This window comes from Pimelobacter simplex (assembly GCF_024662235.1).
GTDB lineage: Bacteria > Actinomycetota > Actinomycetes > Propionibacteriales > Nocardioidaceae > Nocardioides.
Window position 1 is genome coordinate 4,243,380 of sequence record NZ_CP096276.1, and the last position, 23,207, is coordinate 4,266,586.

The 23,207-nt window shown below is 72.9% G+C and carries 23 protein-coding genes; 8 read left to right on the plus strand and 15 right to left on the minus strand.

The window, feature by feature from the left end; genetic code table 11:
* The first annotated feature begins 342 nt into the window (after positions 1-342).
* Positions 343-1,308 (plus strand): IS481 family transposase, encoded by a 966-nt coding sequence (locus M0M48_RS20865; protein ID WP_257750317.1) that lies wholly within the window; start codon positions 343-345, stop codon positions 1,306-1,308.
* 13 nt (positions 1,309-1,321) lie between these two features.
* On the opposite strand, the gene M0M48_RS20870 is transcribed toward M0M48_RS20865, so the two are convergent.
* On the minus strand, positions 1,322-2,758 hold the full coding sequence (locus M0M48_RS20870; protein WP_257752597.1) for an MFS transporter: 1,437 nt from the start codon (positions 2,756-2,758) through the stop codon (positions 1,322-1,324).
* A 199-nt stretch (positions 2,759-2,957) separates the two neighbouring features.
* Here M0M48_RS20870 and M0M48_RS20875 point away from each other — a divergent pair, with 199 nt between their 5' ends.
* Together M0M48_RS20875 and M0M48_RS20880 are read left to right on the plus strand one after the other, a co-directional pair.
* Complete coding sequence (locus M0M48_RS20875; RefSeq protein ID WP_257752598.1) at positions 2,958-4,451, plus strand: M1 family metallopeptidase; 1,494 nt, start codon at positions 2,958-2,960, stop codon at positions 4,449-4,451.
* Positions 4,452-4,509: 58 nt separating this feature from the next.
* Complete coding sequence (locus M0M48_RS20880) at positions 4,510-6,048, plus strand: hypothetical protein (protein WP_257752599.1); 1,539 nt, start codon at positions 4,510-4,512, stop codon at positions 6,046-6,048.
* A 9-nt stretch (positions 6,049-6,057) separates the two neighbouring features.
* Here M0M48_RS20880 and M0M48_RS20885 read toward each other — a convergent pair whose 3' ends face one another.
* Positions 6,058-6,612 carry an RBBP9/YdeN family alpha/beta hydrolase gene (locus M0M48_RS20885; RefSeq protein ID WP_257752600.1) on the minus strand — a complete coding sequence of 185 codons (555 nt, stop codon included), beginning with the start codon at positions 6,610-6,612 and terminating at the stop codon, positions 6,058-6,060.
* On the opposite strand from M0M48_RS20885, the gene M0M48_RS20890 reads away from it, so the two are divergent.
* Positions 6,611-7,018, plus strand: coding sequence for a MerR family transcriptional regulator (locus M0M48_RS20890; protein ID WP_257752601.1), 408 nt, complete (start codon positions 6,611-6,613; stop codon positions 7,016-7,018). The two genes, M0M48_RS20885 and M0M48_RS20890, sit on opposite strands and share 2 nt — an antisense overlap.
* Here M0M48_RS20890 and M0M48_RS20895 read toward each other — a convergent pair.
* The 10 genes from M0M48_RS20895 to M0M48_RS20940 form a co-directional block, all read right to left on the minus strand.
* Positions 7,002-7,787 (minus strand): DUF2071 domain-containing protein, encoded by a 786-nt coding sequence (locus M0M48_RS20895; RefSeq protein WP_257752602.1) that lies wholly within the window; start codon positions 7,785-7,787, stop codon positions 7,002-7,004. The genes M0M48_RS20890 and M0M48_RS20895 overlap by 17 nt on opposite strands.
* A gap of 11 nt (positions 7,788-7,798) precedes the next feature.
* Positions 7,799-9,172 (minus strand): dihydrolipoamide acetyltransferase family protein, encoded by a 1,374-nt coding sequence (locus M0M48_RS20900; protein WP_257752603.1) that lies wholly within the window; start codon positions 9,170-9,172, stop codon positions 7,799-7,801.
* A gap of 13 nt (positions 9,173-9,185) precedes the next feature.
* Complete coding sequence (locus M0M48_RS20905) at positions 9,186-10,163, minus strand: alpha-ketoacid dehydrogenase subunit beta (RefSeq protein ID WP_215812690.1); 978 nt, start codon at positions 10,161-10,163, stop codon at positions 9,186-9,188.
* Entirely contained in the window at positions 10,160-11,293 is a 1,134-nt protein-coding gene (pdhA, locus tag M0M48_RS20910; protein ID WP_215812689.1) for a pyruvate dehydrogenase (acetyl-transferring) E1 component subunit alpha, read from the minus strand. Before pdhA ends, M0M48_RS20905 begins: the two co-directional genes overlap by 4 nt.
* A gap of 190 nt (positions 11,294-11,483) precedes the next feature.
* A complete protein-coding gene (locus tag M0M48_RS20915; RefSeq protein WP_257752604.1) occupies positions 11,484-12,344 on the minus strand; it encodes a hypothetical protein in 861 nt (286 codons plus the stop codon).
* Positions 12,345-12,461: 117 nt separating this feature from the next.
* Positions 12,462-13,355 carry a hypothetical protein gene (locus M0M48_RS20920; RefSeq protein WP_257752605.1) on the minus strand — a complete coding sequence of 298 codons (894 nt, stop codon included), beginning with the start codon at positions 13,353-13,355 and terminating at the stop codon, positions 12,462-12,464.
* Positions 13,356-13,364: 9 nt separating this feature from the next.
* Positions 13,365-14,069 (minus strand): DUF2510 domain-containing protein, encoded by a 705-nt coding sequence (locus M0M48_RS20925; RefSeq protein WP_257752606.1) that lies wholly within the window; start codon positions 14,067-14,069, stop codon positions 13,365-13,367.
* Between the two features lie 125 nt (positions 14,070-14,194).
* The gene (locus M0M48_RS20930) at positions 14,195-14,491 is read right to left on the minus strand and encodes a hypothetical protein (RefSeq protein ID WP_257752607.1); all 297 of its coding nucleotides are present in this window, start codon (positions 14,489-14,491) and stop codon (positions 14,195-14,197) included.
* 54 nt (positions 14,492-14,545) lie between these two features.
* Entirely contained in the window at positions 14,546-15,526 is a 981-nt protein-coding gene (locus M0M48_RS20935) for a hypothetical protein (protein ID WP_257754509.1), read from the minus strand.
* Positions 15,523-16,212 (minus strand): DUF2510 domain-containing protein, encoded by a 690-nt coding sequence (locus tag M0M48_RS20940; protein WP_257752608.1) that lies wholly within the window; start codon positions 16,210-16,212, stop codon positions 15,523-15,525. The genes M0M48_RS20935 and M0M48_RS20940 overlap by 4 nt, the downstream gene beginning before the upstream one ends.
* Before the next feature lie 74 nt (positions 16,213-16,286).
* Here M0M48_RS20940 and M0M48_RS20945 point away from each other — a divergent pair, with 74 nt between their 5' ends.
* From M0M48_RS20945 to M0M48_RS20960, 4 genes are all read left to right on the plus strand, one after another.
* Positions 16,287-16,991, plus strand: coding sequence for a GntR family transcriptional regulator (locus tag M0M48_RS20945; protein ID WP_215812682.1), 705 nt, complete (start codon positions 16,287-16,289; stop codon positions 16,989-16,991).
* Between the two features lie 45 nt (positions 16,992-17,036).
* On the plus strand, positions 17,037-17,429 hold the full coding sequence (locus M0M48_RS20950; protein WP_215812681.1) for a phage holin family protein: 393 nt from the start codon (positions 17,037-17,039) through the stop codon (positions 17,427-17,429).
* A gap of 7 nt (positions 17,430-17,436) precedes the next feature.
* Positions 17,437-17,952: a low molecular weight protein-tyrosine-phosphatase gene (locus M0M48_RS20955; RefSeq protein WP_257752609.1), complete on the plus strand. Its 516-nt coding sequence runs from the start codon at positions 17,437-17,439 to the stop codon at positions 17,950-17,952.
* 77 nt (positions 17,953-18,029) lie between these two features.
* Positions 18,030-18,875: a 3-hydroxybutyryl-CoA dehydrogenase gene (locus tag M0M48_RS20960; RefSeq protein ID WP_445323411.1), complete on the plus strand. Its 846-nt coding sequence runs from the start codon at positions 18,030-18,032 to the stop codon at positions 18,873-18,875.
* 156 nt (positions 18,876-19,031) lie between these two features.
* Here the strand turns inward: M0M48_RS20960 and M0M48_RS20965 are convergent, their stop codons facing one another.
* The 3 genes from M0M48_RS20965 to M0M48_RS20975 all read right to left on the minus strand — a co-directional run bounded on the left by M0M48_RS20965 (position 19,032) and on the right by M0M48_RS20975 (position 23,206).
* Positions 19,032-20,729: an AMP-binding protein gene (locus M0M48_RS20965; protein ID WP_257752610.1), complete on the minus strand. Its 1,698-nt coding sequence runs from the start codon at positions 20,727-20,729 to the stop codon at positions 19,032-19,034.
* A gap of 62 nt (positions 20,730-20,791) precedes the next feature.
* The gene (locus M0M48_RS20970; RefSeq protein WP_257752611.1) at positions 20,792-22,300 is read right to left on the minus strand and encodes an aldehyde dehydrogenase family protein; all 1,509 of its coding nucleotides are present in this window, start codon (positions 22,298-22,300) and stop codon (positions 20,792-20,794) included.
* A gap of 84 nt (positions 22,301-22,384) precedes the next feature.
* Positions 22,385-23,206 (minus strand): vWA domain-containing protein, encoded by an 822-nt coding sequence (locus M0M48_RS20975; protein WP_215812677.1) that lies wholly within the window; start codon positions 23,204-23,206, stop codon positions 22,385-22,387.
* Between the last annotated feature and the right edge of the window lies 1 nt (position 23,207).

Below are 23,207 nucleotides of genomic sequence, written 5' to 3' on the forward strand. Positions count from 1 at the left end.
GACCCCGATCACTCCTCAACGAGGGGGACGGGTCCAGGTCACGCAAAACGTGACACTGATTCAGGTTGTCGCCTAGGGCGTGTCTCCCAAGTCCGCGCCGTCGCGAGCGGTGTTTGCGGCCGATCTGGCAAGGCGGAGCAGTGAAGGCGGGCCGGAGGCCCGTCGAGTCTGCGACAACGCCGCCAGATCGAGTCGCAAACACCGCGCAGCAGGCGGGGACTTGGGAGACACGCCCTAGCTGTACCCGGCCAGGACGTTGGTAGCGGCGAGCCTGGTTGAACGAACGAGAACCTCCGAATGGGATGTGGCTTGTCTAAGGCCCACTCCAACCCGGAGGTTCTCGTGTCCCACGGTAGTGCCCGGCTGACCGTTCACGGTCGGCGCCTGATCGTCCAACGCCACCAAGCAGGCTGGAAACAAGCCCACATCGCTGCGGCGATGGGCGTGTCCCGCAAGTGCGTGAAGACCTGGATCGACCGCTACACCGCCGAAGGCGAAGACGGCCTGGCCACCCGCTCCTCACGCCCCCACTCGATGCCCACCAAGACCAGCAACGAGGTCGAGCAGAAGGTTCTCACCGCGCGTGCCGAGCATCGCGACGGACCCGATGTCCTCGGAGCGAAGGTCGGCGTTCCTGCCCGCACAGTGTCGCGGATCCTGCGCCGCCACCACGTGCCCTACCTTCGCGAGCTGGATCCGATCACCGGCGAGGTGATCCGATCCTCGAAGCAGACCGCGACCCGCTACGAGCGAGAGCGGCCTGGCGAGCTGGTCCACATGGATGTCAAGAAGCTCGGCAAGATCCCCGCCGGCGGCGGCTGGAAGGCTCACGGCCGCGGAGCCGGGTCGATCATGCGCGATCGCAACACCAAGGTCGGGTTCGACTTCGTTCACTCACTCGTCGACGACCACTCCCGCCTGGCCTACAGCGAGGTGCTGCCTGACGAGAAGGGCCCGACCTGCGCCGCGTTCCTCGAGCGCGCGATCGACTACTTCGCAGCCCATGGCATCACCCGGATCGAGCGTCTGATGACAGACAACGCCTGGGCCTACCGATGGTCGCTACGTGCCGTATGCGCCGAGCACGACATCAAGCAGAGGTTCATCAAGCCGCACTGTCCCTGGCAGAACGGGAAGGTGGAGCGCCTCAACCGGACCCTGACCACCGAGTGGGCCTACCGTCGCGCCTTCGCCAGCAACGACGAGCGAGTAGCCGCCCTTGCGCCCTGGCTCGAGCACTACAACACTGAACGCCGCCACAGCGCACTCGGAGGTAAGCCGCCGATCAGCCGGCTGCTACCAACCTGATGGCCGGGTACACCTAGCGGGCGTGGCGCAGGGTCCGTGCCGCCAGCAGCACGGCCACCCCGCTGAGGACGACACCGAGGAGCGAGGTCGTCGCGACGCCCGACCCGAAGGCGTGGTGCGCCGAGGCGAGCAGGGCCTCGGCGGTCCGGGCCGGCAGCTCGGTCGCGACCTGGGTGGCGCCGGCGAGGGTGTCGCGGGCGGTCGCCGCCTGGGCCGCGGTGAGCCCGTCGGGGAGCACCACCCGGTCGGAGTAGGCGTTGGTCAGGATCGTGCCGAGGATCGCGGTGCCGAGCACGGTCCCGACCTCGTAGGCGGTCTCGGAGATCGCCGAGGCCGCCCCGGCCCGGGCCTCGGGCACCGCCGAGACGATGAGGTCGTTCGACACGGTCTCGGCCGCGCCGACCCCGGCGGCCAGCAGCGCGAAGGAGACCATGATCGTGGTGACGCCGACCGTCCCGTCACCGAGCGCGATGGTGGCGTAGCCGGCGCCCGAGGCCAGCAGCGCCCCGCACACGACCACCACCGGCCGCACCCGCTGGACGATCGGTACGACGCTCAGCCCGGCCACGATCATCGCGAGCACGCCCGGCAGCAGCGCGAGCCCGGCGTCCATCGGCGCGTAGCCGTGGACGAGCTGGAGCTGCTGGGAGACGAAGAACAGGAACCCGATCAGCGAGAACACCGACAGCAGGTTGACCAGCACCGCGCCGCTGAACGCGCCCGTCGCGAACAGCCGCACGTCGATCATCGGGTGCGCGAGCCGCAGCTGGCGGCGCACGAAGACCACGATCACCACCAGGCCCACCGCGAGCGCGGCGAGGCCGAGCCCCAGCGCACCGCCCTTGGCGGCGGTCTTGATGCCGAAGACGAGGGCGAGCATCGCGACCAGCACCAGCACCGCCGACCACGGGTCGAGCGGGTGCCCGTCGGGGTCGCGCGACTCGGGCAGCAGCAAGGGCGCCAGCACCAGGAACAGCACGAGCACCGGCACCGCCATCAGGAACACCGAGCCCCACCAGAAGTGCGCGAGCAGGAAGCCGCCGACGATCGGGCCGAGCGCGGAGCCGGAGGCGAAGCCCGCCGCCCAGATCGCGATCGCCGTACGACGCTGCGCCCGGTCGGTGAAGATGCTGCGCAGGAGCGAGAGCGTCGAGGGCATCAGCATCGCGCCGAAGACCCCCAGCCCGGCCCGCGCCGCGACCAGCGCCTCGCCGGTCGGCGCGAACGCGGCGGCGACCGACACCAGGGCGAAGCCGACGCTGCCGATGAAGAGCATCCGGCGCCGTCCGTAGCGGTCGGCGAGCGCACCCATCGGCACCAGCAGGCCGGCGAGGACCAGCGGGTAGATGTCGACCATCCACAGCACCTGGGTCGCCCCGGGCGCGAGGGAGAGCGAGATCTGCGGCAGCGCGAACGCCAGCACCGTGTTGTCGACCGACACCAGCAGCACCGGCAGCAGGAGGACGCCGAGGGCCGCCCACCGCCGCGTCTCGCTTGGTTCCGCGGTCCGCCGACCGCCCCGTTCTGAGCTCATGACCCCCCAACGCCCCGTCCGCCGCTCCGGCTGCCGGGAGGTGCCGACCGGTGCGCAAAACGTCGATTGCCCGCCGGGCCGGTTCGGTCTGGGCGTCGTCGGGAAGGATGAGCCCATGCCCGTGACTCCTCGCCGCGCACTCGCCACCCTCGTGACCCTGGCGCTCGGCCTGGCCCTGGCCGCCTGCGGCGAGGACGCGGCCGGCACCCGGGCCGACCCGATGTCCTCCGGCTCCGGCGCCGGCGTCCCCGGCCCCACCGGCGAGCCGACCCGGGTCACCGACCGCGGCGACCTGTCGGTGGCCCGCAGCGAGACCCGCGAGGACTCGGTCTACCCCGAGGTCGGCGACCCGCTCGTCGACGCGCTGCACTACGCCCTCGACCTGACCTGGGACCCGAAGCAGGACCGGCTGAGCGCGAAGCAGAAGCTCACCTTCCGCGCCACCACCGACGCCGCACAGATCCCGCTCGCGCTGAGCGATGCCCTCGAGGTCTCGGCGCTGACCGTCGACGGCGAGAAGGCCGCGTTCACCGGCGCCGACGACCGGCTCACCATCGACCACCCCGTCACCGCCGACCAGCAGTACGTCGTCGAGCTGGCCTACGCCGGCACCCCGGTCCCCGCCGACGCCCCCAGCACCCGCTCGGACTTCCGCCAGGGCCTGGGCTGGAATATCACCGACGACCACGAGACCTGGACCATGCAGGAGCCCTACGGTGCCTTCACCTGGTACGCCGTCAACGACCAGCCCGCCGACAAGGCGCTCTACGACTTCACCCTGACCGTGCCCGAGCCGTGGTCCGGCGTGGCCAACGGCGTGCTCACCGACACGACCACGCGCAAGGGCATGGTCACCGACGTCTGGCACCTCGCGGAGCCCGCGTCGTCGTACCTGGTGACGGTGGCGTTCGGGCACTACCAGCGCACCGACCTCAAGTCCGCGAGTGGCGTCCCGGTCCAGGTGTGGGCGCCGGCCGACGGCGAGGCCCTGCCCGGCGGCACCGGCACCGCGCCCGACGCGATCGACTGGCTGGAGAAGACCCTCGGCCCCTACCCGTTCGAGAGTTTCGGGATCGTCGTGGTCGACAACGAGAGCGGCATGGAGACCCAGACCATGGTCACGCTCGGCAACACCGAGTACAGCCTCTCCCCCGCGGTCGTCGTGCACGAGGCCGCCCACCACTGGTACGGCGACACGGTCTCGCCCGCGGACTGGTCCGACGTGTGGATGAACGAGGGCATGGCGATGTACCTCCAGGGCATGTGGGAGGCCGAGCAGGAGGGCATCTCCATCGACCGCAAGATGGACGAGTGGGCCGGCTTCGAGGACGACCTGCGCGCGGGCGCCGGGCCGCCGGGCGACTACGACCCGCAGCAGTTCGGCGACGGCAACATCTACTACGGCCCCGCCGTGATGTGGCAGGAGCTGCGCAAGAAGATCGGCGACGAACGGTTCTTCGCGCTGCTGAAGGACTGGCCCGCGAGCCGTGAGAACCGCTCGACCGACCGCGCCGACTACCTGGCCTGGATCGAGAAGGAGACCGGCGAGGACCTCGGCGCCTTCTTCGACGCCTGGCTGCTCGACAAGCAGTCCCCGCCCCGGGCCTGAGCGGGCCGCGCGCCCGCGCACCCTTCCCAGGGACTGAAACACGTTCTACCCTCCCGGGATGCGCCTTCGCTCCCTGGCGGCTGCTGCCGCTGCCGGCGTCCTCGCCCTGACCCTCGGCACCACCGGATCCCCCTCGGCCGCGGCCGGCGGTGACCCGGCCCTGCCCGGGCTCCCGGCGCTGCCGACGATCCCCGGGCTGCCGATCCCCCCGCTGCCCACCGACCTGCTGGTCCCCCGGTTCACCGGGGCGGCCGTCACGCCGCAGCCGCTGGCGGCGCCACCGGTCCCGCAGAACCCGTTCCTCGCGCCCAACGGGCGCAGCAGCATGCACAACGACGCCTACAGCACCGACGCGTACGCCGTCTCGGGGCCGACCGGGCGCGGGCTGACGATGCGCACGGCGTCGTACGGGATCCGGGAGTGCGCGACCATCGCGTTCGATTCCCGGGACCGGATCGTCGGCCTGTGCGGTGGACTCGAGGGCTTCACGCTCATGGTGATCGACCCGGTCACCCTGCGCGCGATCTCCCAGCTCCAGCTCTCCCAGCGGGACCTGACCTCGGGTGCGAACCCGCTCACCGACATCTGCGGGGGCACGTACTTCTTCCTCGATGGCGACGACCGCGCCTTCGCGACCACGACCGACTCCGCGATCGCGGAGGTCAGCGTGACCGCCGCGGGCGGGCTCGTGAAGGGCCGGCGGTGGCCGCTGGCGTCGTACCTGCCCGAGGGGGACTGCCTCGTCGCGACCGGCGTCGACTGGTCCGGGCGCCTGTGGTGGTTCAGCCAGCAGGGCACGGTCGGCACGCTCGACCGGGCCAGCGGCGCGGTGCGCACGCTGCGGCTGCCCGCCGGCGAAGGCATCTTCAACTCGGTGTCGACCGACGAGACCGGCGGCGTCTACTTCGTCTCGACCCACCAGACCTACCGGCTCGACGCGGCCGCGGACGGCACGCCCGAGGTGACCTGGGCGATCCCCTATGACCGCGGCACCCGCAAGAAGCCGGGCATGCTCTCCCAGGGCTCGGGCACCTCGCCCACCCTCATCGGCGAGAAGTGGATCGCGATCGCCGACAACGCCGAGCCGCGCAGCCACGTGATCGTCTACGACCGGCGTACCGGCGTACCGGCCGGCCAGCGCGAGCACTGCTCGATCCCGGTGCTCGCCGACGGCGCCAGCACCACCGAGAACAGCCTCGTCGCGGCGGGCGAGTCGGTGATCATCGAGAACAACTACGGCTACGCCGGCGTGCAGTCCACGCTGCTCGGCAAGTCCACGACGCCCGGCGTCTCGCGGGTGATGATCAAGGACGACGGCTGCCGCGTCGCCTGGACCAACCCCACCGTCGCGCCGACGTCGGTGCCGAAGGCCTCGCTCGGCAACGGGCTGGTCTACGTGTACTCCAAGCCGCCGGGCAACATCCTCGACGCCTGGTACGTCACTGCCATCGACATCCGCACGGGCGAGACCCGCTGGAGCCGGCTGACCGGCACCGGGATCCAGTGGAACAACCACTACGCGTCGATCTACCTCGGCCCCGACGGGGCGCTGTACGTCGCGACGATCGTGGGGCTGATCCGGATCAAGGACTCCTGAGCCGGCGGCTCAGAGCGCGGCCGGCAACGTGGTGACGCCCTCCTCGGCGAGGAAGTGGCCGGCGCCGGGCACCACCCGGACCGGTACGCCGAGCAGGTGGGCGAGCCGGTCGGTGTGCCCGGCGGGGACGTAGGCGTCCGCGTCGGAGCGGAGCACCGTGACCTCGCCGGTCCGGGACGCGATCCGGTCGAGGCCCGCGACCGCACCGGCGACATAGGGGTCCAGGCCGGGCAGCGCGGGGAGCGGGTCCACGAACCCGGCGACGAGCACGAGGCGGCCGAGCCGCCAGTCACCGGGCAGCGCGGCGAGGTGGCGCAGCACGGTGAGGCAGCCGAGGCTGTGCCCGACGACGAGGTCGCCGGCTCCGGGTGTCCCGACCGCCGCGGCCGTGGCGGCGAGCCACCGGTCCGGGTCGGGTGAGTCCGGCTCCGGCAGGGCGGGGACGACACTCGCCCAGCCGGCCTCGGCGAGCCGTGCCGCGAGCCAGCCGAACCAGTGATCGGCCGGCGTGGCGCCGTACCCGTGGATGATCGTGGCGCGCGGCGGGGTTGCACTCGTCGTCATGGCGAGGACCGTAGGGGTTCACGCCGGCGTGAAGGTCAAGCGGAGGAACCGGATGCTGATCGGCGAGCTCGCCCGCCGCACGGGGACGTCCACCCGGGCGCTGCGGCACTACGAGGACACGGGCCTCCTCGTCCCCGACCGCACGACGGGCGGCTACCGCACCTATGCGGCGGCCGATGTCGCGCGGGTCGCGCAGATCCGGACCCTGCTCGCTGCCGGGATCGGCACCGCGACCATCCGTCGCTTCCTCGACTGCGCCCGCGAGGGCCGCCACGGCACCTATCTCGAGCTGTGCCCCGACCTGCGCGCCGAGCTGGACGCCATCGCCGCCCGCCTCGATGCCGAGCAGGCCGCACTGGCGGCTCGACGCGAGCGGTTGGCCGGACTGGTCACGGCGTCGCGATGACCGGTCCTCGCACCCGGCGCGGCGGGGTGTGGATGTCGAAGGGCAGCAGCTCCTGGCCGAGCAACGAGTGCGGCTCCTGGCCCGGCTGGACGAGCCCGAGCCGCTCCAGGAACGGGAACCGCGCCTCGGCCGCGACGAAGTGGCGCGCGGCCATCGGCGGGTGCCAGATGCTGTAGGTCCCGACGCGGCCGGCCCTGCCGCGGCGGTACCAGCCGACCGTCGGGTGGGTCAGCAGCGCCTGCCAGTCGCGCTCGGTGGCGAACCCGTCGAGCCCCGCCGGTACGGCGGCCGCCTCGCTCGCCCGGCAGGTCGCCTCGTCGGTGCGGAGCGCCCACGACGCGCGGCCGTCGTCCCAGGTGGCGGTGAGGTCGATCCGCTCGCGGCGCCAGGGCATCCCCCACAGCCGCCGCGGCAGCACGACGGTCGGGTGGTCGAAGGCGGTGCCGAGGAACCAGGCGCCGCGGACGCCGTCGCGGCGTACGTAGGCGCGGTAGTTGACCTGCCCGCAGGTGATCGCGACCCGCGGCAGCCCGCGGAAGTGGAAGCTCTCGTCGCGGAAGGCGACCGCCGAGACCAGCGCCGCGGGTCCGCCGGCGAGCTCGACCACCTCGGGCACGTAGCCCGCGGGGAGGTGCCGCGCCAGCCGCTCCGGGCTGACCCGGAACGTGGTGATCATGAAGTCGCGCAGGTCCGAGGCGGCGTGGAACCAGCGCACCCGGGGCCGGTCGGTGCCGAGGAAGCCGGCCAGCCCCGGCTGCGCGTCGTCCATGCGGCCGCGGGTCAGAAGAGCAGCGCCGTGGCGGGATCGCTGACCAGGTCGGCCACGTCGGCGAGGAACCGGGAGCCGGTCGCGCCGTCGATGTGGCGGTGGTCGAAGGACAGCGACAGCGTCATCACCTGGCGCGGGACCACCTGGTCCCCCACCACCCACGGCTGCGCCTTGATCGCGCCGAGGCACAGGATCGCGGACTCGCCGGGGTTGATGATCGGCGTCCCGCCGTCGACCCCGAACACGCCCACGTTGGTGATCGTGAAGGAGCCACCGGACAGGTCGGCCGGCTGGGTCCGTCCTTCGCGCGCGGTCGCCGTCAACGCCTCGAGCGCCTGGGCGAGCTCGACGAGCGAGAGCGCGTGGGCGTCCTTGACGTTGGGGACGACGAGCCCGCGCGGGGTCGCCGCGGCGATGCCGAGGTTGACGTAGTGCTTGACCACGACCTCCTGGGCGGCCTCGTCCCAGGTCGAGTTGAGCAGCGGCGTACGGCGCAGCGCGAGCAGGCAGGCCCGGGCGATGACGAGCAGCGGGCTCACCTTGAGCCCGGCGAGCTCGCGGCGCTCCTTGAGCCGGGCGACCAGCTCGACCGTGGCGGTCGCGTCGATCGTGACCCACTCGGTGACGTGGGGCGCGGTGAAGGCCGAGGAGACCATCGCCGCGGCCATGTTCTTGCGGACGCCCTTGATCGGCTCACGGGTCTCGCGGCCCGCCGGGTCGGCGACCACGGGACCGGGGGCGACGCGCGCGGCGGCGGGGGCAGGGGCGCCTCCGGCGGCCACGGCGAGGACGTCCTCCTTGCTGACCGTGCCGCGCGGGCCGGTGGGGACGAGCGCGGTGAGGTCGACGCCGAGGTCGCGGGCCAGACGGCGTACGAGCGGCTTGGCGAGGGCGCGGATCGGACGGGCGGGCGCCGGCGCGGCCTCCGGGACCGGTGCGGGCGCGGCCTCGGCCTCGGCCTCGGCCTCGGGCACGGTCTCGCCCTTGCGGGTGCGCCGCTTGAGCGCACGCTGCTTGGGTCCGTATCCGACCAGCGTGGCGTTGCCCTCGGGCGGCACGTTGGTGTCGATCACCTCGGGGCCGGCGGACGCCGGTGCCGCGGCCGGTGCCGCGGGCGCGGGGGTCGCGGCGGGGGCCGGCGCGGAGCCGGGCTCGCCGATCCGGATGATCGGCGTGCCGACCTCGACGGTGTCGCCCTCGGCGACCAGGAGCGCGAGCACCTCGCCGGCGTAGGGCGAGGGCAGCTCGACGATGGACTTGGCGGTCTCGATCTCGACCACGATGTCGTTGATGGCGATCACGTCGCCGGTCTTGACCCGCCAGGCGACGATGTCGGCCTCGGTCAGGCCTTCGCCGACGTCGGGGAGCTTGAACTCGTTCGACATGGGGCGGCGCTCCTCAGAACCCGAAGGTGCGGTCGACGGCATCGAGCACCCGGTCGAGGTCGGGGAGGAAGGCCTCCTCGATCCGCGCCGGGGGGTAGGGCGTGTCGTAGCCGGTCACTCGCAGCACGGGCGCCTCGAGCGAGTGGAAGCACTCCTCGGTGACCCGGGCGGCGATCTCGGCGCCGAGGCCGAGCGTCTGGTGGGCCTCGTGGACGACGACGAGCCGGCCGGTCCGGCGTACGGACTCGTGGACGGGCAGCAGGTCGAGCGGCGAGAGGGTGCGCAGGTCGATCACCTCGAGCGAGCGCCCCTCCTCGGCGGCGACGGTCGCGGCGTCCAGGCAGGTCGACACGGTCGGGCCGTAGGCGACGAGCGTGGCGTCCGCGCCGGGCCGGACCACGCGCGACTGCCACAGCGGCGCGGGCGGTGCCGCCTCGTCGACGTCGGCCTTGGCCGAGTGGTAGAGCCGCTTGGGCTCGAGGAAGATCACCGGGTCGTCGGCGTGGATGGCCTGCTGGATCATCGCGTAGCCGTCGGCCGGGTTGGAGCAGGCGACGACCTTGAGCCCCGGGGTGTGGATGAACTGCGCCTCGGGCGACTCGCTGTGGTGCTCGACGGCGCCGATGCCGCCGCCGAACGGGATCCGGATGACCATCGGGATCCGGATCCGGCCCTGGCTGCGGAAGTGCAGCTTGGCGACCTGGCAGACGATCTGGTCGTAGGCGGGGTAGACGAAGCCGTCGAACTGGATCTCGACGACCGGGCGGTAGCCGCGCATCGCCAGGCCCACGGCGGTGCCGACGATGCCGGACTCCGCGAGCGGGGTGTCGATGACGCGGTCGTCGCCGAAGTCCTTCTGGAGGCCGTCGGTGATCCGGAAGACGCCGCCGAGCGTGCCGACGTCCTCGCCCATGACGACGACCTTGTCGTCGTCCTCCATCGCGCGGCGCAGACCGGCGTTGAGCGCCTTGGCCAGGGTCATCGTGGTCATGCCGTCACCTCCTCGAACGACGCGGCGTGGGCGTCGTAGGCCGCCTGCTGGGCGGCCAGCTCGGCCGTCTGCTCGGCGTGCACCAGCGCGAACATGTCGCGCAGGTCGGGATCGGGCAGCGCATGGCACTCGCGCCGCATCCGCTCGCCGAGCGCGTCGGCCTCGGCGGCGACCGCGGCCATGAACTCGTCGTCGGCCAGGCCGTTGCGGCGCAGGTAGGCCTCGAGGCGGGCGATCGGGTCCTTGAGCTTCCAGTGCTCGACGTCGTCGCTGAGCCGGTAGCGCGTCGGGTCGTCGGTCGTGGTGTGGGCGCCCATCCGGTAGGTGTAGGCCTCGATCAGGATCGGGCCCTGGCCCTCGCGGGCCCGCTGGAGCGCGGCGCGCATCACGGCATACGTCGCGAGGACGTCGTTGCCGTCGACGCGGATGCCGGGGAAGCCGAAGCCCTGGGAGCGGCGGTAGAGCGGGATCCGGGACTGGCGCTCGAACGGCTCCGAGATCGCCCACTGGTTGTTCTGGCAGAAGAACACCACCGGGGCGTTGTAGGAGGCCGCGAACACGAACGCCTCGTTGACATCGCCCTGGGACGAGGCGCCGTCGCCGAAGTGGGCCACCACCGCGGTGTCGCGCTCGGGGTCGCCGGTGCCGACCAGGCCGTCGCGCTGGACGCCCATGGCGTAGCCGGTGGCGTGGAGCGTCTGCGCGCCGATCACGATCGTGTAGAGCCCGAAGTTGTGCTCGTCGGGGTCCCAGCTGCCCTGGTCGACGCCGCGGAAGAGCGCGAGCAGCTTGACCGGGTCGACCCCGCGGCACCACGCGACGGCGTGCTCGCGGTAGGTCGGGAAGACGTAGTCCTGGGGAGCCAGCGCCCGTCCCGCCCCGATCTGCGCGGCCTCCTGGCCCAGGAGCTGGGCCCACAGGCCAAGCTCACCGTGGCGCTGGAGCGCGGTCGCCTCGATGTCGAGACGGCGTACGAGCGTCATGTCGCGGTAGAACCCGCGCAGCTCGTCGGGGGTGAAGTCGAGGTCGAAGCCCGGATGGTGGACCCGCTCCCCCTCGGGCGTCAGCAGCTGGACGAGCTCGGGGTCGGCCGGTTCGGGGGCCGGCGGTCCGAAGACGGGGTCGGTCATCACCACTCCTTGCGTCCGTCCCGGCGGGGTCGCCGCCGCGGAACGGTTAGGGGTCGTTCCGTGGTCCGGCTCGGTCACAGGGGTGGCGTGACGTGTGATCCGGAACACACGCTCACCGCCACGATACTCGTCCCCATGTCCGACTCGTGAAGGACGGCCCGGGCGTGCGTTGCCCGGGCCGTCGTCCTGCCTACTTCTTCTCTACGTAGCTGTACCCGCTGACCAGCCAGGTGCCCGACGATCCGTCGAGCGCCCAGGTGGACTGGAGGGTCTTCTTGGTGTTGGGCGCGTAGACGTCGCCCTTGACCTCGGAGATGTCGCCGACCGTGGTCGGGTCCTCGAATGTGTACTCGGCGTTGGACATCGTCAGGTTGCCGGCGACCTTCTTGCAGCCGGCCTGGTCGGTGAACTCCGAGGCGAAGTAGTCCGGCGTGGTCAGCCCCTCGACCGCCAGGCAGTCCCCCTCGAGGAGCGAGTCGAGGAAGGCCCGGGCGGTGATCGTCGGGTCGTCGGTCGGAGCGTCGCCGAGGCTGCCCGTCGGCGAGTCGGTCTCGGTCGGCTCCTCCGTCGGCTCGTCGGTGGGCTCGTCGGTGGGCTCGTCCGTCGGCTCGTCGGTCGGGCTCTGCGAGGTCTTCTCGTCGCTGGCCTTCTTGTCGTCGTCATCGCCCTTGAACACGGTGAAGGCGAGGATCGCCGCCACCCCGAGGACGAGGACCACCACACCGGCGACGATGCCGATGATCAGGCCCTTCTTGCCGCCCCCGCCGCTGCCGCCGGCCGGCGGCGCCGGGAAGCCGCCCGGGTAGCCGGGACCACCCGGACCACCGGGACCGCCGGGGTAGCCGCCGGGCTGGCCGGGGTAGCCGCCGGGAGCGGGCGGCTGGCCGTAGGGCTGCTGGGGCGGCTGGGGCTGGCCGTACGGCTGCTGCGGCTGGCCGTAGGGCTGCTGGGGCTGCTGCTGAGGAGGAACAGGCGCACCGCCGGACGTGGGCGCGATCTGCGTCGGGGGGAGCTCGCCGGGCTGTCCGGGCGGCGGGAACTGATCACTCACTCGTGTGAGCCTAGGGAGTGATCTGGTCCCGCGCACCAGGAATCGCCGAAGCGGGCGGGAGCGCCTGCGCCGCCCACGGCGGGCGGCACGGCCGGGTGGCGGTGTCGCCCCGACCGGTCAGTACTGCTCCTGCGGGTGCGGGTAGGGGTAGGGCTCCGCGGCGGCCCGCTCGCGCCGCGGCCACAGCGAGAGCCCGACCAGGACCAGCCCGACGGGAGCGGCGACCAGGAACCCACGCGCATAGGGCGCCAGTGAGCCCACCACCGCATCGAGCATGACGCCCACCAGCTCCCGGCGGCTCGCGTCGACCTGGTCGAGCGCGGCGGTGGTCGCCGGGTCCACGGCGAGCAGGACGACGACGGCGGCCAGCGCCGCGCCCAGCAGGGCGAAGCCGGCGGTCCGCACCCGGCCGCGCCACCCGTGCGCGGCGGCGAGTCCGAGCAGCACCAACGCCGCCCAGGCGATCGGCAGCAGCCGGTTGACCCGGTCGGCGGCCCGGTACGCCGGACCGGCCTCGGCCACCTTGGCCTTGGTCTCGACCGGGACGTCGAGCGGGATCGTGGGCAGCAGCCCGACCGGGATCCCCCGGTCCTCGAGCTGGAGCAGCACCTGCGCCACCAGCGGGCTCGCGTCGACGGTGATCGAGCCCTCGGTCGACGCGTCCGGGTCGTCGAGGATCGCCAGCACCTGCTGGTGGAGGTCGGCATTGGCCTGGCGCCAGAACGTCGGGAAGTCCGGGCTGCGCACCACCTTGAGCGCTGCCGCCCGGGCCCACTCGCGCACGGCGCTCGGCAGGCCGACGGGGATGTGCTTCTGCAGGCCCTTGACCGCCGCGTCGGCCGCGGCGTCGGCGAGCACCTGCTGCACGACGGCGTCGTCGGAGAGGTCGCCGACCGTGTCGACGTACGCCTGGCGGTCGTCGACGCGCTCGGTCACCCAGGTGGCGCCGATCGCGAACGGCGCCAGCAGGGTGGCGAGCAGGACCGTGACGACTGCGGTGAAGGACCTCATCGTGACTCCCTAGTTGCCGCTGTACTCGGGCTCGGCGACCTTCCAGTCGCCGTCCTCCTCGACCAGGAGCATGTCGAACCTCCGGCTGTGGTGGCTCTCGCCCTCCAGGACCTCGTCGAGGAAGGCATCGTCCCCCTTGTAGTCCGTGGTCTGGCGTACCGACACGACCACCTCGTCGTCGCCGCGCTCGTCGACGTCGGTGATCTCGACCTCCTGGTCGAAGTTGCCGCGGATCTCGTCGAAGGACAGGTCGAGCTGGTCCTCGTAGTCCTCGGCCGCCTCCTCCTCGTCCTTCGCGGTGCTCTCGGCGAGCTCGCCGCAGTCGTCGGCGTCGCGGAGGTCGAGGAGGGCTTGCCGGGCGTCCTCGGCGGTCAGCTCGCAGACCTTGCCGTAGTCGCTCTCGAACTGCGCCTGCAGGTAGTCCTCGGCGACAGCCTCCGGTCCGCCACCGGTCAGGCCCCGGACCAGGACGACGGCCAGGACCAGCAGGACGAGCGCGCCGCCGCCGGCGCCGAGGAGCACGACGAGGGTCTTGTTGCTGCCGGAGGCGAGGGGCTGTGGTGCCGGGGGCAGCGGCGCCGGGGGCGCCGGAGGCTGCTGCGGCGGCGGGGGCTGGGTGTGCTCGGTCCACCCGGTGCCGTCCCACCAGCGCTGACCGCCCAGCCCGTCGGCGTACCACCCGGCGGGGACGGGGGGCTGGTTCGGGTCGGGCATGCGGATTCACTCCTCGAGACGGCGAGCAGCCTGCGGGCAGCGCGGACCGGGCCGCATCATGTCACGCGAGCGGAGGCCCGCCGCCGGCGCCGGAGCGCCGCGGGGCGCCGCGGAGCGGATCAGCCTCAGCCGGCGGTGATGATCGCCACGACCACCACGAACCCGATGAGCGCGATCGCCGTGAGCAGGCCCATGGTGAACCCGATCGTGCGCTTCGCGCTGGCCGGCGGGGGCGGCAGGCCCGGGCCGGTCGGGACGCCGTAGCCGGCCGGGGGGTAGCCCGGCTGTCCGGGATGACCCGGCTGACCGCCCCCCAGGTACGCCGGCGGCGGGGCCGGCTGCTGCGGGTAGCCCTGCGGGACGCCGGGCTGCGGCGGGACGCCGGGCTGCGGCGGGACACCGTACGGCGGGGGCTGCGTCATGGCCTCAGCCTAGGAGCGCGGCCCGGTCCGCTCCACCGGTTGCGCGAAATCCGTTCAGCCGGTCTGGTCGCCGGCCCGGTCGATCAGCCAGCGACCGTCCTCCTGGACGAGCTTGACGGCCGTCTCCTGGCTCTTGCCGTAGGCGGTGATCTCGACCGCGACGCTCGCCGTACCGCGGGCCTGGTCGACACTCGCCTTGCCGACGTCGTAGGTGACCTGGTTGCCGAGCTCGGTGGGGATCGCGTCGTTGGCGCAGCGGCCGTTGGCCTTGAGGTACGCCTTGGTCACCAGCTCCTCGGCGGTCGCGCAGTCGCCGGCGAACGCCGCATCGAGGAAGGCCTCGACCACGGCCGCCGGCTCGTTGGGCACGGCGGACGCGGTGCTGGTGCCGCTCGGCGTACCCGTGGCCGTGGCCGTCGCGCTCGGGCTGCTGGAGGCACTCGGGCTGCTGGGGGTGCTCGGGGCGCCGGTCGAGCGACCGGCCGCATAGGACGCGACCCGCCAGGCGCCGTCGACCTGCTCCAGGCTGAAGAGGTAGTCCGTCGAGCCCTCGGGGCTGGTGAACCGCACCGGTACGGTCGCCGTCGAGCCGTCGATGCTCCCCCGGCCGACCTCGGCGTCGACGTCCTCGGCCGAGAGCAGCTGGAACTCGTCGCTCTCGCACGGCCGGGCCGCCCGGGCGGTCTCGGTGAGGAGCTTCTCGGCCGCGGCGCAGTCGCCGTCCTCGGCGGCGTCGAGGACGTCGTCGACGACGTCCTCCGGGGATCGGGCGCTGCTGTTCCGGTCGTCCCGGTCACCGCCGTCGCCACGGTCGTCGCCGTCGTCACCGCCGGTCAGGACCAGGACCAGACCCACGACCACGCCCACGAGAGCGAGGACGCCGACGATCCCGAGCCCGATCCACAGACCCTTGCCCTTGGCCGGGCCTTGACCTGGAGGAAGGGGCGGCGCGAACGACGGCGGCGGCCCGGGCGGCGGTGGAGGCCCCGAGGGAGGCGGCGGCGGAGGCCCGGGCGGCGGAGGAGGCAGGCTCACCGCGGGCTCACCTGCTCGAGGAACTCGCTGAACCACGACTCCAGCTCGGAGGGGTTCGTCGGGAAGTCGTCCGGCAGCAGGCCGGTCGGGAACTCGCTCGGCAGCTTCGTCGGGAACGGGATGCTCGGCAGGTCGGTCGGCAGCCCGCTCGGGAACTCCGTCGGGAAGTCCGACGGGTTGATCGTCGGCAGGTCGAGCGAGGTCGACGGCGCGTCGGTCGGCCCGTCCGTGGTGGTGGAGGTGTCCTCGCTGACCTTCTCGTCCTTGTTCTTGTCGCCGTCGTCCTTGCCGAGCAGCACGATGCCGCCGACGACCACGATCGCCAGGAGCAGGACGACGCCGAGCACGGCGATCGCGACCCGCAGTCCCTTGCCACCGCCGACCTCGAGCGAGGGCGCACCCAGTCCCGGACCCGGCCCCTGCCCCGGCGCGTACGGCGCGTAGCCCGGCGGCGGTCCGGGCGGCGGGGGCGGCAGCACCGCGGTCGGCTCCGGTGCCCCCGGGTCGCCGCCGGCCGGCGGTACGGCGACCGTCTCCCCACCGACGGGCGCAGCAGGCGCACCAGGCGTGGCCGGTGCCGAGGGGTCCGTCCGGACGTGGTCGGTCCAGGCGTTGCCGTCGTACCAGCGCTGGTTGCCGTCGGCGTCGGGGTACCAGCCGGGCTGGCTGGGCGTCGGTCCGGGCACCCGGGCCTCCTGCGGGGGTCGGTCGGAGGGGACGACCACACCGTATCCCGCGGCTCCCCCGGCACAATGAACCCATGGCCGCACCGTCCTCCGCGCCCCAGGGCCGCTTCGCGACGCTCAGCGTCGAGCACGCCTCGACGGTGTCCCGGGTCGCGGCCGAGCTGCGCCGCGCGGTGTTCGAGGGCGAGCTCGAGAGCGGTACGCCGCTGCGCGAGATCGCGCTGGCCGAGTCGCTGGGCGTCTCGCGGCCCACGGTGCGCGAGGCGCTGTCGGTCCTGGTCGCCGAGGGGCTCGCCACCCGCGAGCCGCACCGCGGGGTCGCGGTCGCCACGCCGCGGGCCGACTCGGTGCGCGACGTGTGCCGGGCGCGCTGGGTGCTCGAAGGGGCCGGGGTGCAGGCCTGGACCAGCGCCGACGACCAGCAGCGCCAGCGGGTCCGGGACACGCTCGAGGCCTACACGAGCGCGGTCCGCGGCGGGCGGGCGTCGTACGAGGAGCTCAACGAGCGCCACCTGTCCTTCCACGTCTCGCTGGTCGAGCTGACCGGCAGCCCGCGGCTGGTGCAGATGGCCGAGGCGTTGATGGACGAGCTCAAGCTCGCCCTCGCCCAGGTCGACCGGATCCGCCGCAACGCCCACGACGAGGCCGAGTCCCACGAGGGGCTGGTGACCCTGCTCGAGGCCGGCCGGATCGACGGCGCCGGCGGGGCGTACGCCTTCCTGCGCCAGCACATCGCCGACGCCGAGGTCGAGGTCATCGACGCGCTCGACCTGCGCTAGCCCGCCCTGGGCCGCCGTCAGCCGCGACTCTGCAAGGATGGCCGCATGCTGGCCTTCCTCTCCCGCTGGGCGATCACGGCCGCCGCGCTCGCGGTCGCGGCGCAGCTCCTCGGCGGCATCTGGTTCGAGGGCGCGGACTCCGGTCGCGCCGAGCTCGAGGACAAGATCCTCCCGCTGCTGCTGGTCGCGCTCATCTCGTGCGTGGTCACGGCGTGGGTGAAGCCGGTCCTCACGTTCCTGTCGATCCCGTTCATCCTGGTGACGCTGGGGCTGTTCCTGATCATCCTCAACGCGCTGCTGCTGCGGTTCACCGCGTGGCTGGCGGGCCTGGTCGACATCGGGTTCCACGTCAGCGGCTTCTGGGCGGCGTTCTGGGGCTCGATCATCATCAGCATCACGACGTGGTTCCTCGACGCCCTGGTCGGCGTCGACGACTGACGTCCCGGTGAGCGTCGTACCGCCGCCCCGGACGCCGGGGCGCTACCGCATCGCCCTCGTCTGCCTCGGCAACATCTGCCGCTCCCCCATGGCCGACGTCGTGCTGTCCGCCCGCCTCGCCGACGCCGGCCTGGACGACATCGTCGAGGTGGTCAGCGCCGGCACCGGCGGCTGGCACGCCGGCGAGCCGATGGACCACCGCGCCGCCGCCCTCCTCACCGCCGAGGGGTACGACGCCAGCCGGCACCGCGCCCAGCAGGTGCTCCCCGCCTGGCTCGACGAGCACGACCTCCTGCTCGCCATGGACGACGACAACCTGGCCGGCCTCCAAGCCCTCGGCGCCGCCGACCCGACCCGGGTCCGCCTCTTCCGCGACTTCGACCCCGAGGGCACCGGCGAGGTGCCCGACCCCTACTACGGCGGCGACGCCGGCTTCCGCGCCGTCCTCGCCATGGTCGAGCGGACCGCCGACGCCCTGACCGGTGACCTGCTTCACGTGGTGCTACCGACGGGTCACCCCTAGGTTTTGCTAGGACGTCCAAGTAAATCAGCACGGGTGCGCACGAGGCGCGCCTGCGGAGGGAGAACCAGATGACGGGCATCGAACGGGTCGGCGTGGTGGGCGGCGGCCTGATGGGGTCGGGCATCGCCGAGGTCAACGCCCGCGCCGGCAAGGACGTGGTCGTCGTCGAGTCGTCCGCGGCCGCCGTCGAGAACGCCCGTCAGCGCCTGACGAGCTCGCTCGAGCGCGCGGAGAGCCGCGGCAAGATCGAGTCGGCGGCCGCCGTACTGGATCGGATCCGGGTGGTCGACGACCTCACCGAACTGGCCGACCGCGACATCGTCATCGAGGCCATCGTCGAGGACGAGGCCGCCAAGACCGACCTCTTCCGCCGCCTCGACGAGATCGTCACCAGCCCCGACGCCATCCTCGCGTCCAACACCTCGTCGATCCCGATCATGAAGCTCGCGGTCGCTACGAAGCGCCCGAGCCATGTGCTCGGCGTCCACTTCTTCAACCCGGTGCCGGTGCTCAAGCTCGTCGAGCTCGTGCCCTCGCTGATGACCGACGCCGAGACCACCGAGCGCGCCCGCGCCTTCGTCCAGGACGACCTCGGCAAGAACGCCATCGACTGCCAGGACCGCGCCGGCTTCGTCGTCAACGCCCTGCTGATCCCGTTCATCCTCTCCGCGATCCGGATGCTCGAGTCGGGCTTCGCCACCGCCGAGGACATCGACCAGGGCCTCGTCCTCGGCGCCGCCCACCCCCAGGGCCCCCTCGCCCTGGCGGACCTGATCGGCCTCGACACCACCAAGGCCGTCGCCGAGTCGCTCTACGAGGAGTTCAAGGAGCCGCTCTACGCCGCCCCGCCGCTCCTGGCCCGGATGGTCGAGGCCGGCCTGCTCGGCCGCAAGACCGGCCGCGGCTTCTACACCTACGGCTGACCCCTCTTCCGACACCACGAAGTACGCCGGTTGCTGCACCGAAGTACGGCAGCTGCTGGACCGAGGCACGGCTGTCACCCAGGAGGGGCCACACCTCGCGCCAGCAACCGGCGCACTTCGCGCCAGCAACCGGCGCACCTCGTGGGGTGAGCGGGATCAGCCCCGCAGCCCCGGGAAGTCCTCGTCGCGGAACTCCCCCGCGGGCCGGTGACCTTCCACCTCGGCCTCCCGCTGCCGCAGCTCGACCCGCCGGATCTTGCCCGAGATCGTCTTGGGCAGCTCGTAGAACTCCACCCGCCGCACCCGCAGGTACGGCGCGAGGTGCTCCCGCGCGTACCGCAGGATCGACTCCGCGGTCTCCGCCGTCGCCTCGAACCCCGGGACCAGCGCCACATAGGCCTTCGGTACGGCGAGGCGCACCGGGTCCGGAGCCGGTACGACGGCCGCCTCGGCGACCGCCGGGTGCTCGATGAGGACGCTCTCGAGCTCGAAGGGGCTGACCTTGTAGTCGGAGGCCTTGAAGACGTCGTCGGTGCGCCCGATGTAGGTGATGCAGCCGTCCGCGTCGCGTGAGGCGACGTCGCCGGTGTGGTAGAAACCGCCGGCCATGGCCTCGGCGTTGCGGACCGCGTCGCCCTGGTAGCCGGTCATCAGCGGCAGGGGGCGGGCGGCGAGGTCGAGGCAGAGCTCGCCCTCGCCGACACCGTCGACGACGGTCCCGGTGAGTGGGTCGACGAGCACGACGGGCAGGCCGGGCAGCGGATATCCCATCGCGCCCGGAACCACCGGCTGGCCGGGGGTGTTGGCGATGCAGGCGGTCATCTCGGTCTGGCCGAAGCCGTCGCGGATGGTCAGGCCCCAGTGCTTCTCGACCTGGCTGATCACCTCGGGGTTGAGGGGTTCGCCGGCGGCGATGGCCTCGCGCAGGACGCCGGGGCCGGCGGAGAGGTCGGCGTTGATGAGCATCCGCCACACGGTCGGCGGGGCGCAGAAGGTGGTCACGCCCTCGGCCCGGATCTGCCCGAGCAGGGCGGCGGCGTCGAAGCGCGCGTAGTTGTAGACGAAGACCGTCGCCTCGGCGAGCCACGGCGCGAAGAAGTTCGACCAGGCGTGCTTGGCCCAGCCGGGGCTGGAGATGTTGAGGTGCACGTCGCCGGCCTGGAGGCCGAGCCAGTACATGGTCGACAGGTGCCCGACCGGGTACGAGACGTGGGTGTGCTCGACGAGCTTGGGCCGCGAGGTCGTGCCGGAGGTGAAGTAGAGCAGCAGCCGGTCGTCGCTGGCGTTGCCCGGGTGCGCCACCGAGGCCGGCGCGAGGTCGTACGCCGCGGCGTACGGCAGCCAGCCGGGGAGGTCGGCAGAACCGACGACCAGCCGCACCGGCGCACCGGGCACCTCGTCGAACTTGGCCGCGTCGGCGGCGTTGCAGATGACCGCCCGGGCCGCGCCGCGCTCCAACCGGTCGACCAGCTCGGCGGTGCCGACGGCGGTCGTGGTCGGCATGATCACCGCACCGAGGCGGATGAGCGCGAGCATCGACTCCCACAGCTCGACCTGGTTGCCGAGCATCACGACGACGGCGTCGCCGCGGCCGATGCCCTGGGCGGCGAGGTGGGCGGCGACCTGCTCGGAGCGGGTCACCAGCTCCCCGAAGGAGTACGACGAGCGGGCGCCGTCCTCCTCGACGATCACGAGCCCGGGCTGGTCGTTGTCGCGGGCGAAGCCGTCGAACCAGTCGTGCACGAAGTTGAACGCCGGCCCGACGTCGGGCCAGGTGAAGGCGGCGACCGCCGCGGCGCGGTCGGTGCGCAGCGTGCGCAGCAGGTCGCGGGCGGTGCTCAGGGTGGTGCTCATGATCTCCACTCTCCTCGTTCGGGGGCTCCTCACGACACCCCCGAACGAGGGCGAGGTGGGGCTCAGGTCAGCAGCGCGTTGACCGACTTCTGCTCGGTGTAGGCGTCGATCGCCGAGGCGCCGAGCTCGCGTCCCCAGCCGGACTGCTTGTAGCCGCCGAAGGGCATCGCGGTGTCGAACGCGTTGTGGCAGTTGATCCAGACCGTGCCGGCCTTGATCTGGCGCGCGGTGCGGTGCGCCTTGCTCACGTCGCGGGTCCACACCGACGCCGCCAGCCCGTACGGCGTGTCGTTGGCCGCCGCGGCCACGCCGCGCTCGGCGCTGAACGGGGTGGCGACGACGACAGGACCGAAGATCTCCTCGCGGTAGACGCTGAACGAGGAGTCGACGTCGACGAGCACGGTGGGCTCGACGTAGTAGCCGGCGTCCCCGCGGCGGCGGCCGCCGGTGAGGGCGCGGGCGCCGTCGCGCAGGCCCTGGTCGACGTAGCCGAGCACCCGGTCGAGCTGGGTCTGCGAGACGAGCGGGCCGACCTCGGTGGTGGGGTCGAGGCCGGGGCCGACCTTGCTGGCGGCGGCGACCTCGGCGACGCCCTGGGTGAACTCGTCGAAGATCCGGTCCTCGACGAGGAGGCGGGTGCCGCTGGTGCAGGTCTGGCCCTGGTTGAACAGGAAGCCCGAGGCCGTGCCGGGGATGGCGAGGTCGAGGTCGGCGTCGGCGTAGACGACCTGGGGGCTCTTGCCGCCGAGCTCGAGCGAGACCTTCTTGAGGTTGCCCTTGGCGGCGTCGACGATGAGCTTGCCGACCTCGGTCGAGCCGGTGAAGGCGATCTTGTCGACGTCGTCGTGCGCGGCGAGCGCGGCGCCGGCCTCGCCGTACCCGGTGACGACATTGAAGACGCCGTCCGGCAGGCCGCACTCGGCCATGATCTCGGCGAGGCGCAGCGCGGTGAGCGGGGTGTCCTCGGCGGGCTTGAGGACGACCGTGTTGCCGCAGGTGAGCGCGACCGGCACCTTGAAGGCGGCCATGAGCAGCGGGAAGTTCCACGGCACGATCGCGCCGCAGACGCCGACCGGCTCGCGCAGCGTGTAGGCGTGCCACTGGGCGCCGGGGGCCCACGGGACCGACACGGGCAGCGTGCGGCCCTCGATCTTCGTGGCCCAGCCGGCGTAGTACTGGAAGAGCTCGGCGACCCAGGTGATGTCGACGGCCTGCGCGACGGCGGCGGACTTGCCGTTGTCGAGCGACTCCAGCTGGGCGAGCTCCTCGGCGTGGTCGTAGATCGCCTCGCCGATCTTGAAGAGCAGGCGCTGGCGCTGGGCCGGCGTCCAGAGCGCCCACTCGCCCTCGAAGGCCTTGCGGGCGGCGCGGACCGCGCGGTCGACGTCCTCGGCCTCGCCGTGGGCGACCTGGGTCAGCACCTGGCCGGTGGCCGGGTCGCGGGTCTCGAACGTGCGGCCAGAGGCGGCGTCCACCCAGGAGCCGCCGATGAACAGGCCCTTGGGGCGGGCGAGCCAGTCGCGCACCTCGGGGAGCACGGCGTGGTCGGTGGGGACGAGCAGGTCGGTCATGGTTCCTCCGTGGGGATGACGATCGGTAGCGCCGAGCGTCGTGGCCCGGGCGCTGCGGGGGTGTTCAGGTTCTGGACATTCGCCCTAGGGGGCGAGCAGCCGGTCGAGCACGGCGGGCAGGTCGGCGAGGGCGTCGAGCGACGCCATCCGGGCGCCGGCCTCGCGGGCGAAGCGGCGCGCCTCGTCGTCGTCCGAGGCGGGCGCGACGACGAGCAGCTCGTCGAGACCGCGGGCGGCGGGCAGCGGGTCGATGTCGTCGGTGACCCGGCAGTCCGAGAGCAGCACGGTGATCCGGCGCCGGGCCCGGGCACCGGCGAGCTGCTCGCGCGCGGCGCGCAGGGCGGCGTCGAGCGAGGTCATGCCGTGCCCGCGCAGGCCCAGCACCCGTTCGACGGTACGACGCACCGGGCTCGGCGTCCCGAGGGCGACGACGGGCTCGGCCCGGCGGTCGAAGGCGACGACGGCGAGCTCGCCCCCGGACTCGGCGGCGCGCAGCGCGCACGCCGCGGCGGCCATGGCGGCGGTCGCCAGGCGGTGCCCGTCCATCGAGCCGGAGCGGTCGACGAGCAGGCACAGCGCGGTCGCCGGTCGCTCCCACACCGAGGCGGTGAGCTCGTCGAGGGACGGCGGACGGCCCTCGCCGCGGGCCACCGCGACGGCCTCCAGCGAGGCGTCGAGGTCGAGGTCGCCGCCCCGGTCGGCGCGGGCCGGGCGCAGCCGGCCGGCGCCGATGCGCCCGTGCGGACCGCTGCGCGCGCGTTCGAGCACGAGCCGTGGCACGAGGGCCTGGACCCGGGCGCGCAGGGCCGGGTCGGTCGCGCGGCTCATCAGCGCGAGCAGCGGCAGGACGTCGTCCGGGTCCTCGGCGACGGCCGCCTCGACGGCCTCGACGTCGAGCTCGCCCACC

Coding starts and splice junctions, on each gene's coding strand:
- M0M48_RS20930 (WP_257752607.1), bottom strand. CDS start 14,491: ATGACGCAGCCCCCGCCGTACGGTGTCCCGCCGCAGCCCGGCGTCCCG.
- M0M48_RS20885 (WP_257752600.1), bottom strand. CDS start 6,612: ATGACGACGAGTGCAACCCCGCCGCGCGCCACGATCATCCACGGGTAC.
- M0M48_RS20950 (WP_215812681.1), top strand. CDS start 17,037: ATGCTGGCCTTCCTCTCCCGCTGGGCGATCACGGCCGCCGCGCTCGCG.
- M0M48_RS20920 (WP_257752605.1), bottom strand. CDS start 13,355: ATGAGGTCCTTCACCGCAGTCGTCACGGTCCTGCTCGCCACCCTGCTG.
- M0M48_RS20895 (WP_257752602.1), bottom strand. CDS start 7,787: ATGGACGACGCGCAGCCGGGGCTGGCCGGCTTCCTCGGCACCGACCGG.
- M0M48_RS20925 (WP_257752606.1), bottom strand. CDS start 14,069: ATGCCCGACCCGAACCAGCCCCCCGTCCCCGCCGGGTGGTACGCCGAC.
- M0M48_RS20945 (WP_215812682.1), top strand. CDS start 16,287: ATGGCCGCACCGTCCTCCGCGCCCCAGGGCCGCTTCGCGACGCTCAGC.
- M0M48_RS20965 (WP_257752610.1), bottom strand. CDS start 20,729: ATGAGCACCACCCTGAGCACCGCCCGCGACCTGCTGCGCACGCTGCGC.
- pdhA (WP_215812689.1), bottom strand. CDS start 11,293: ATGACCGACCCCGTCTTCGGACCGCCGGCCCCCGAACCGGCCGACCCC.
- M0M48_RS20905 (WP_215812690.1), bottom strand. CDS start 10,163: ATGACCACGATGACCCTGGCCAAGGCGCTCAACGCCGGTCTGCGCCGC.
- M0M48_RS20900 (WP_257752603.1), bottom strand. CDS start 9,172: ATGTCGAACGAGTTCAAGCTCCCCGACGTCGGCGAAGGCCTGACCGAG.
- M0M48_RS20875 (WP_257752598.1), top strand. CDS start 2,958: ATGCCCGTGACTCCTCGCCGCGCACTCGCCACCCTCGTGACCCTGGCG.
- M0M48_RS20880 (WP_257752599.1), top strand. CDS start 4,510: ATGCGCCTTCGCTCCCTGGCGGCTGCTGCCGCTGCCGGCGTCCTCGCC.
- M0M48_RS20970 (WP_257752611.1), bottom strand. CDS start 22,300: ATGACCGACCTGCTCGTCCCCACCGACCACGCCGTGCTCCCCGAGGTG.
- M0M48_RS20890 (WP_257752601.1), top strand. CDS start 6,611: ATGGCGAGGACCGTAGGGGTTCACGCCGGCGTGAAGGTCAAGCGGAGG.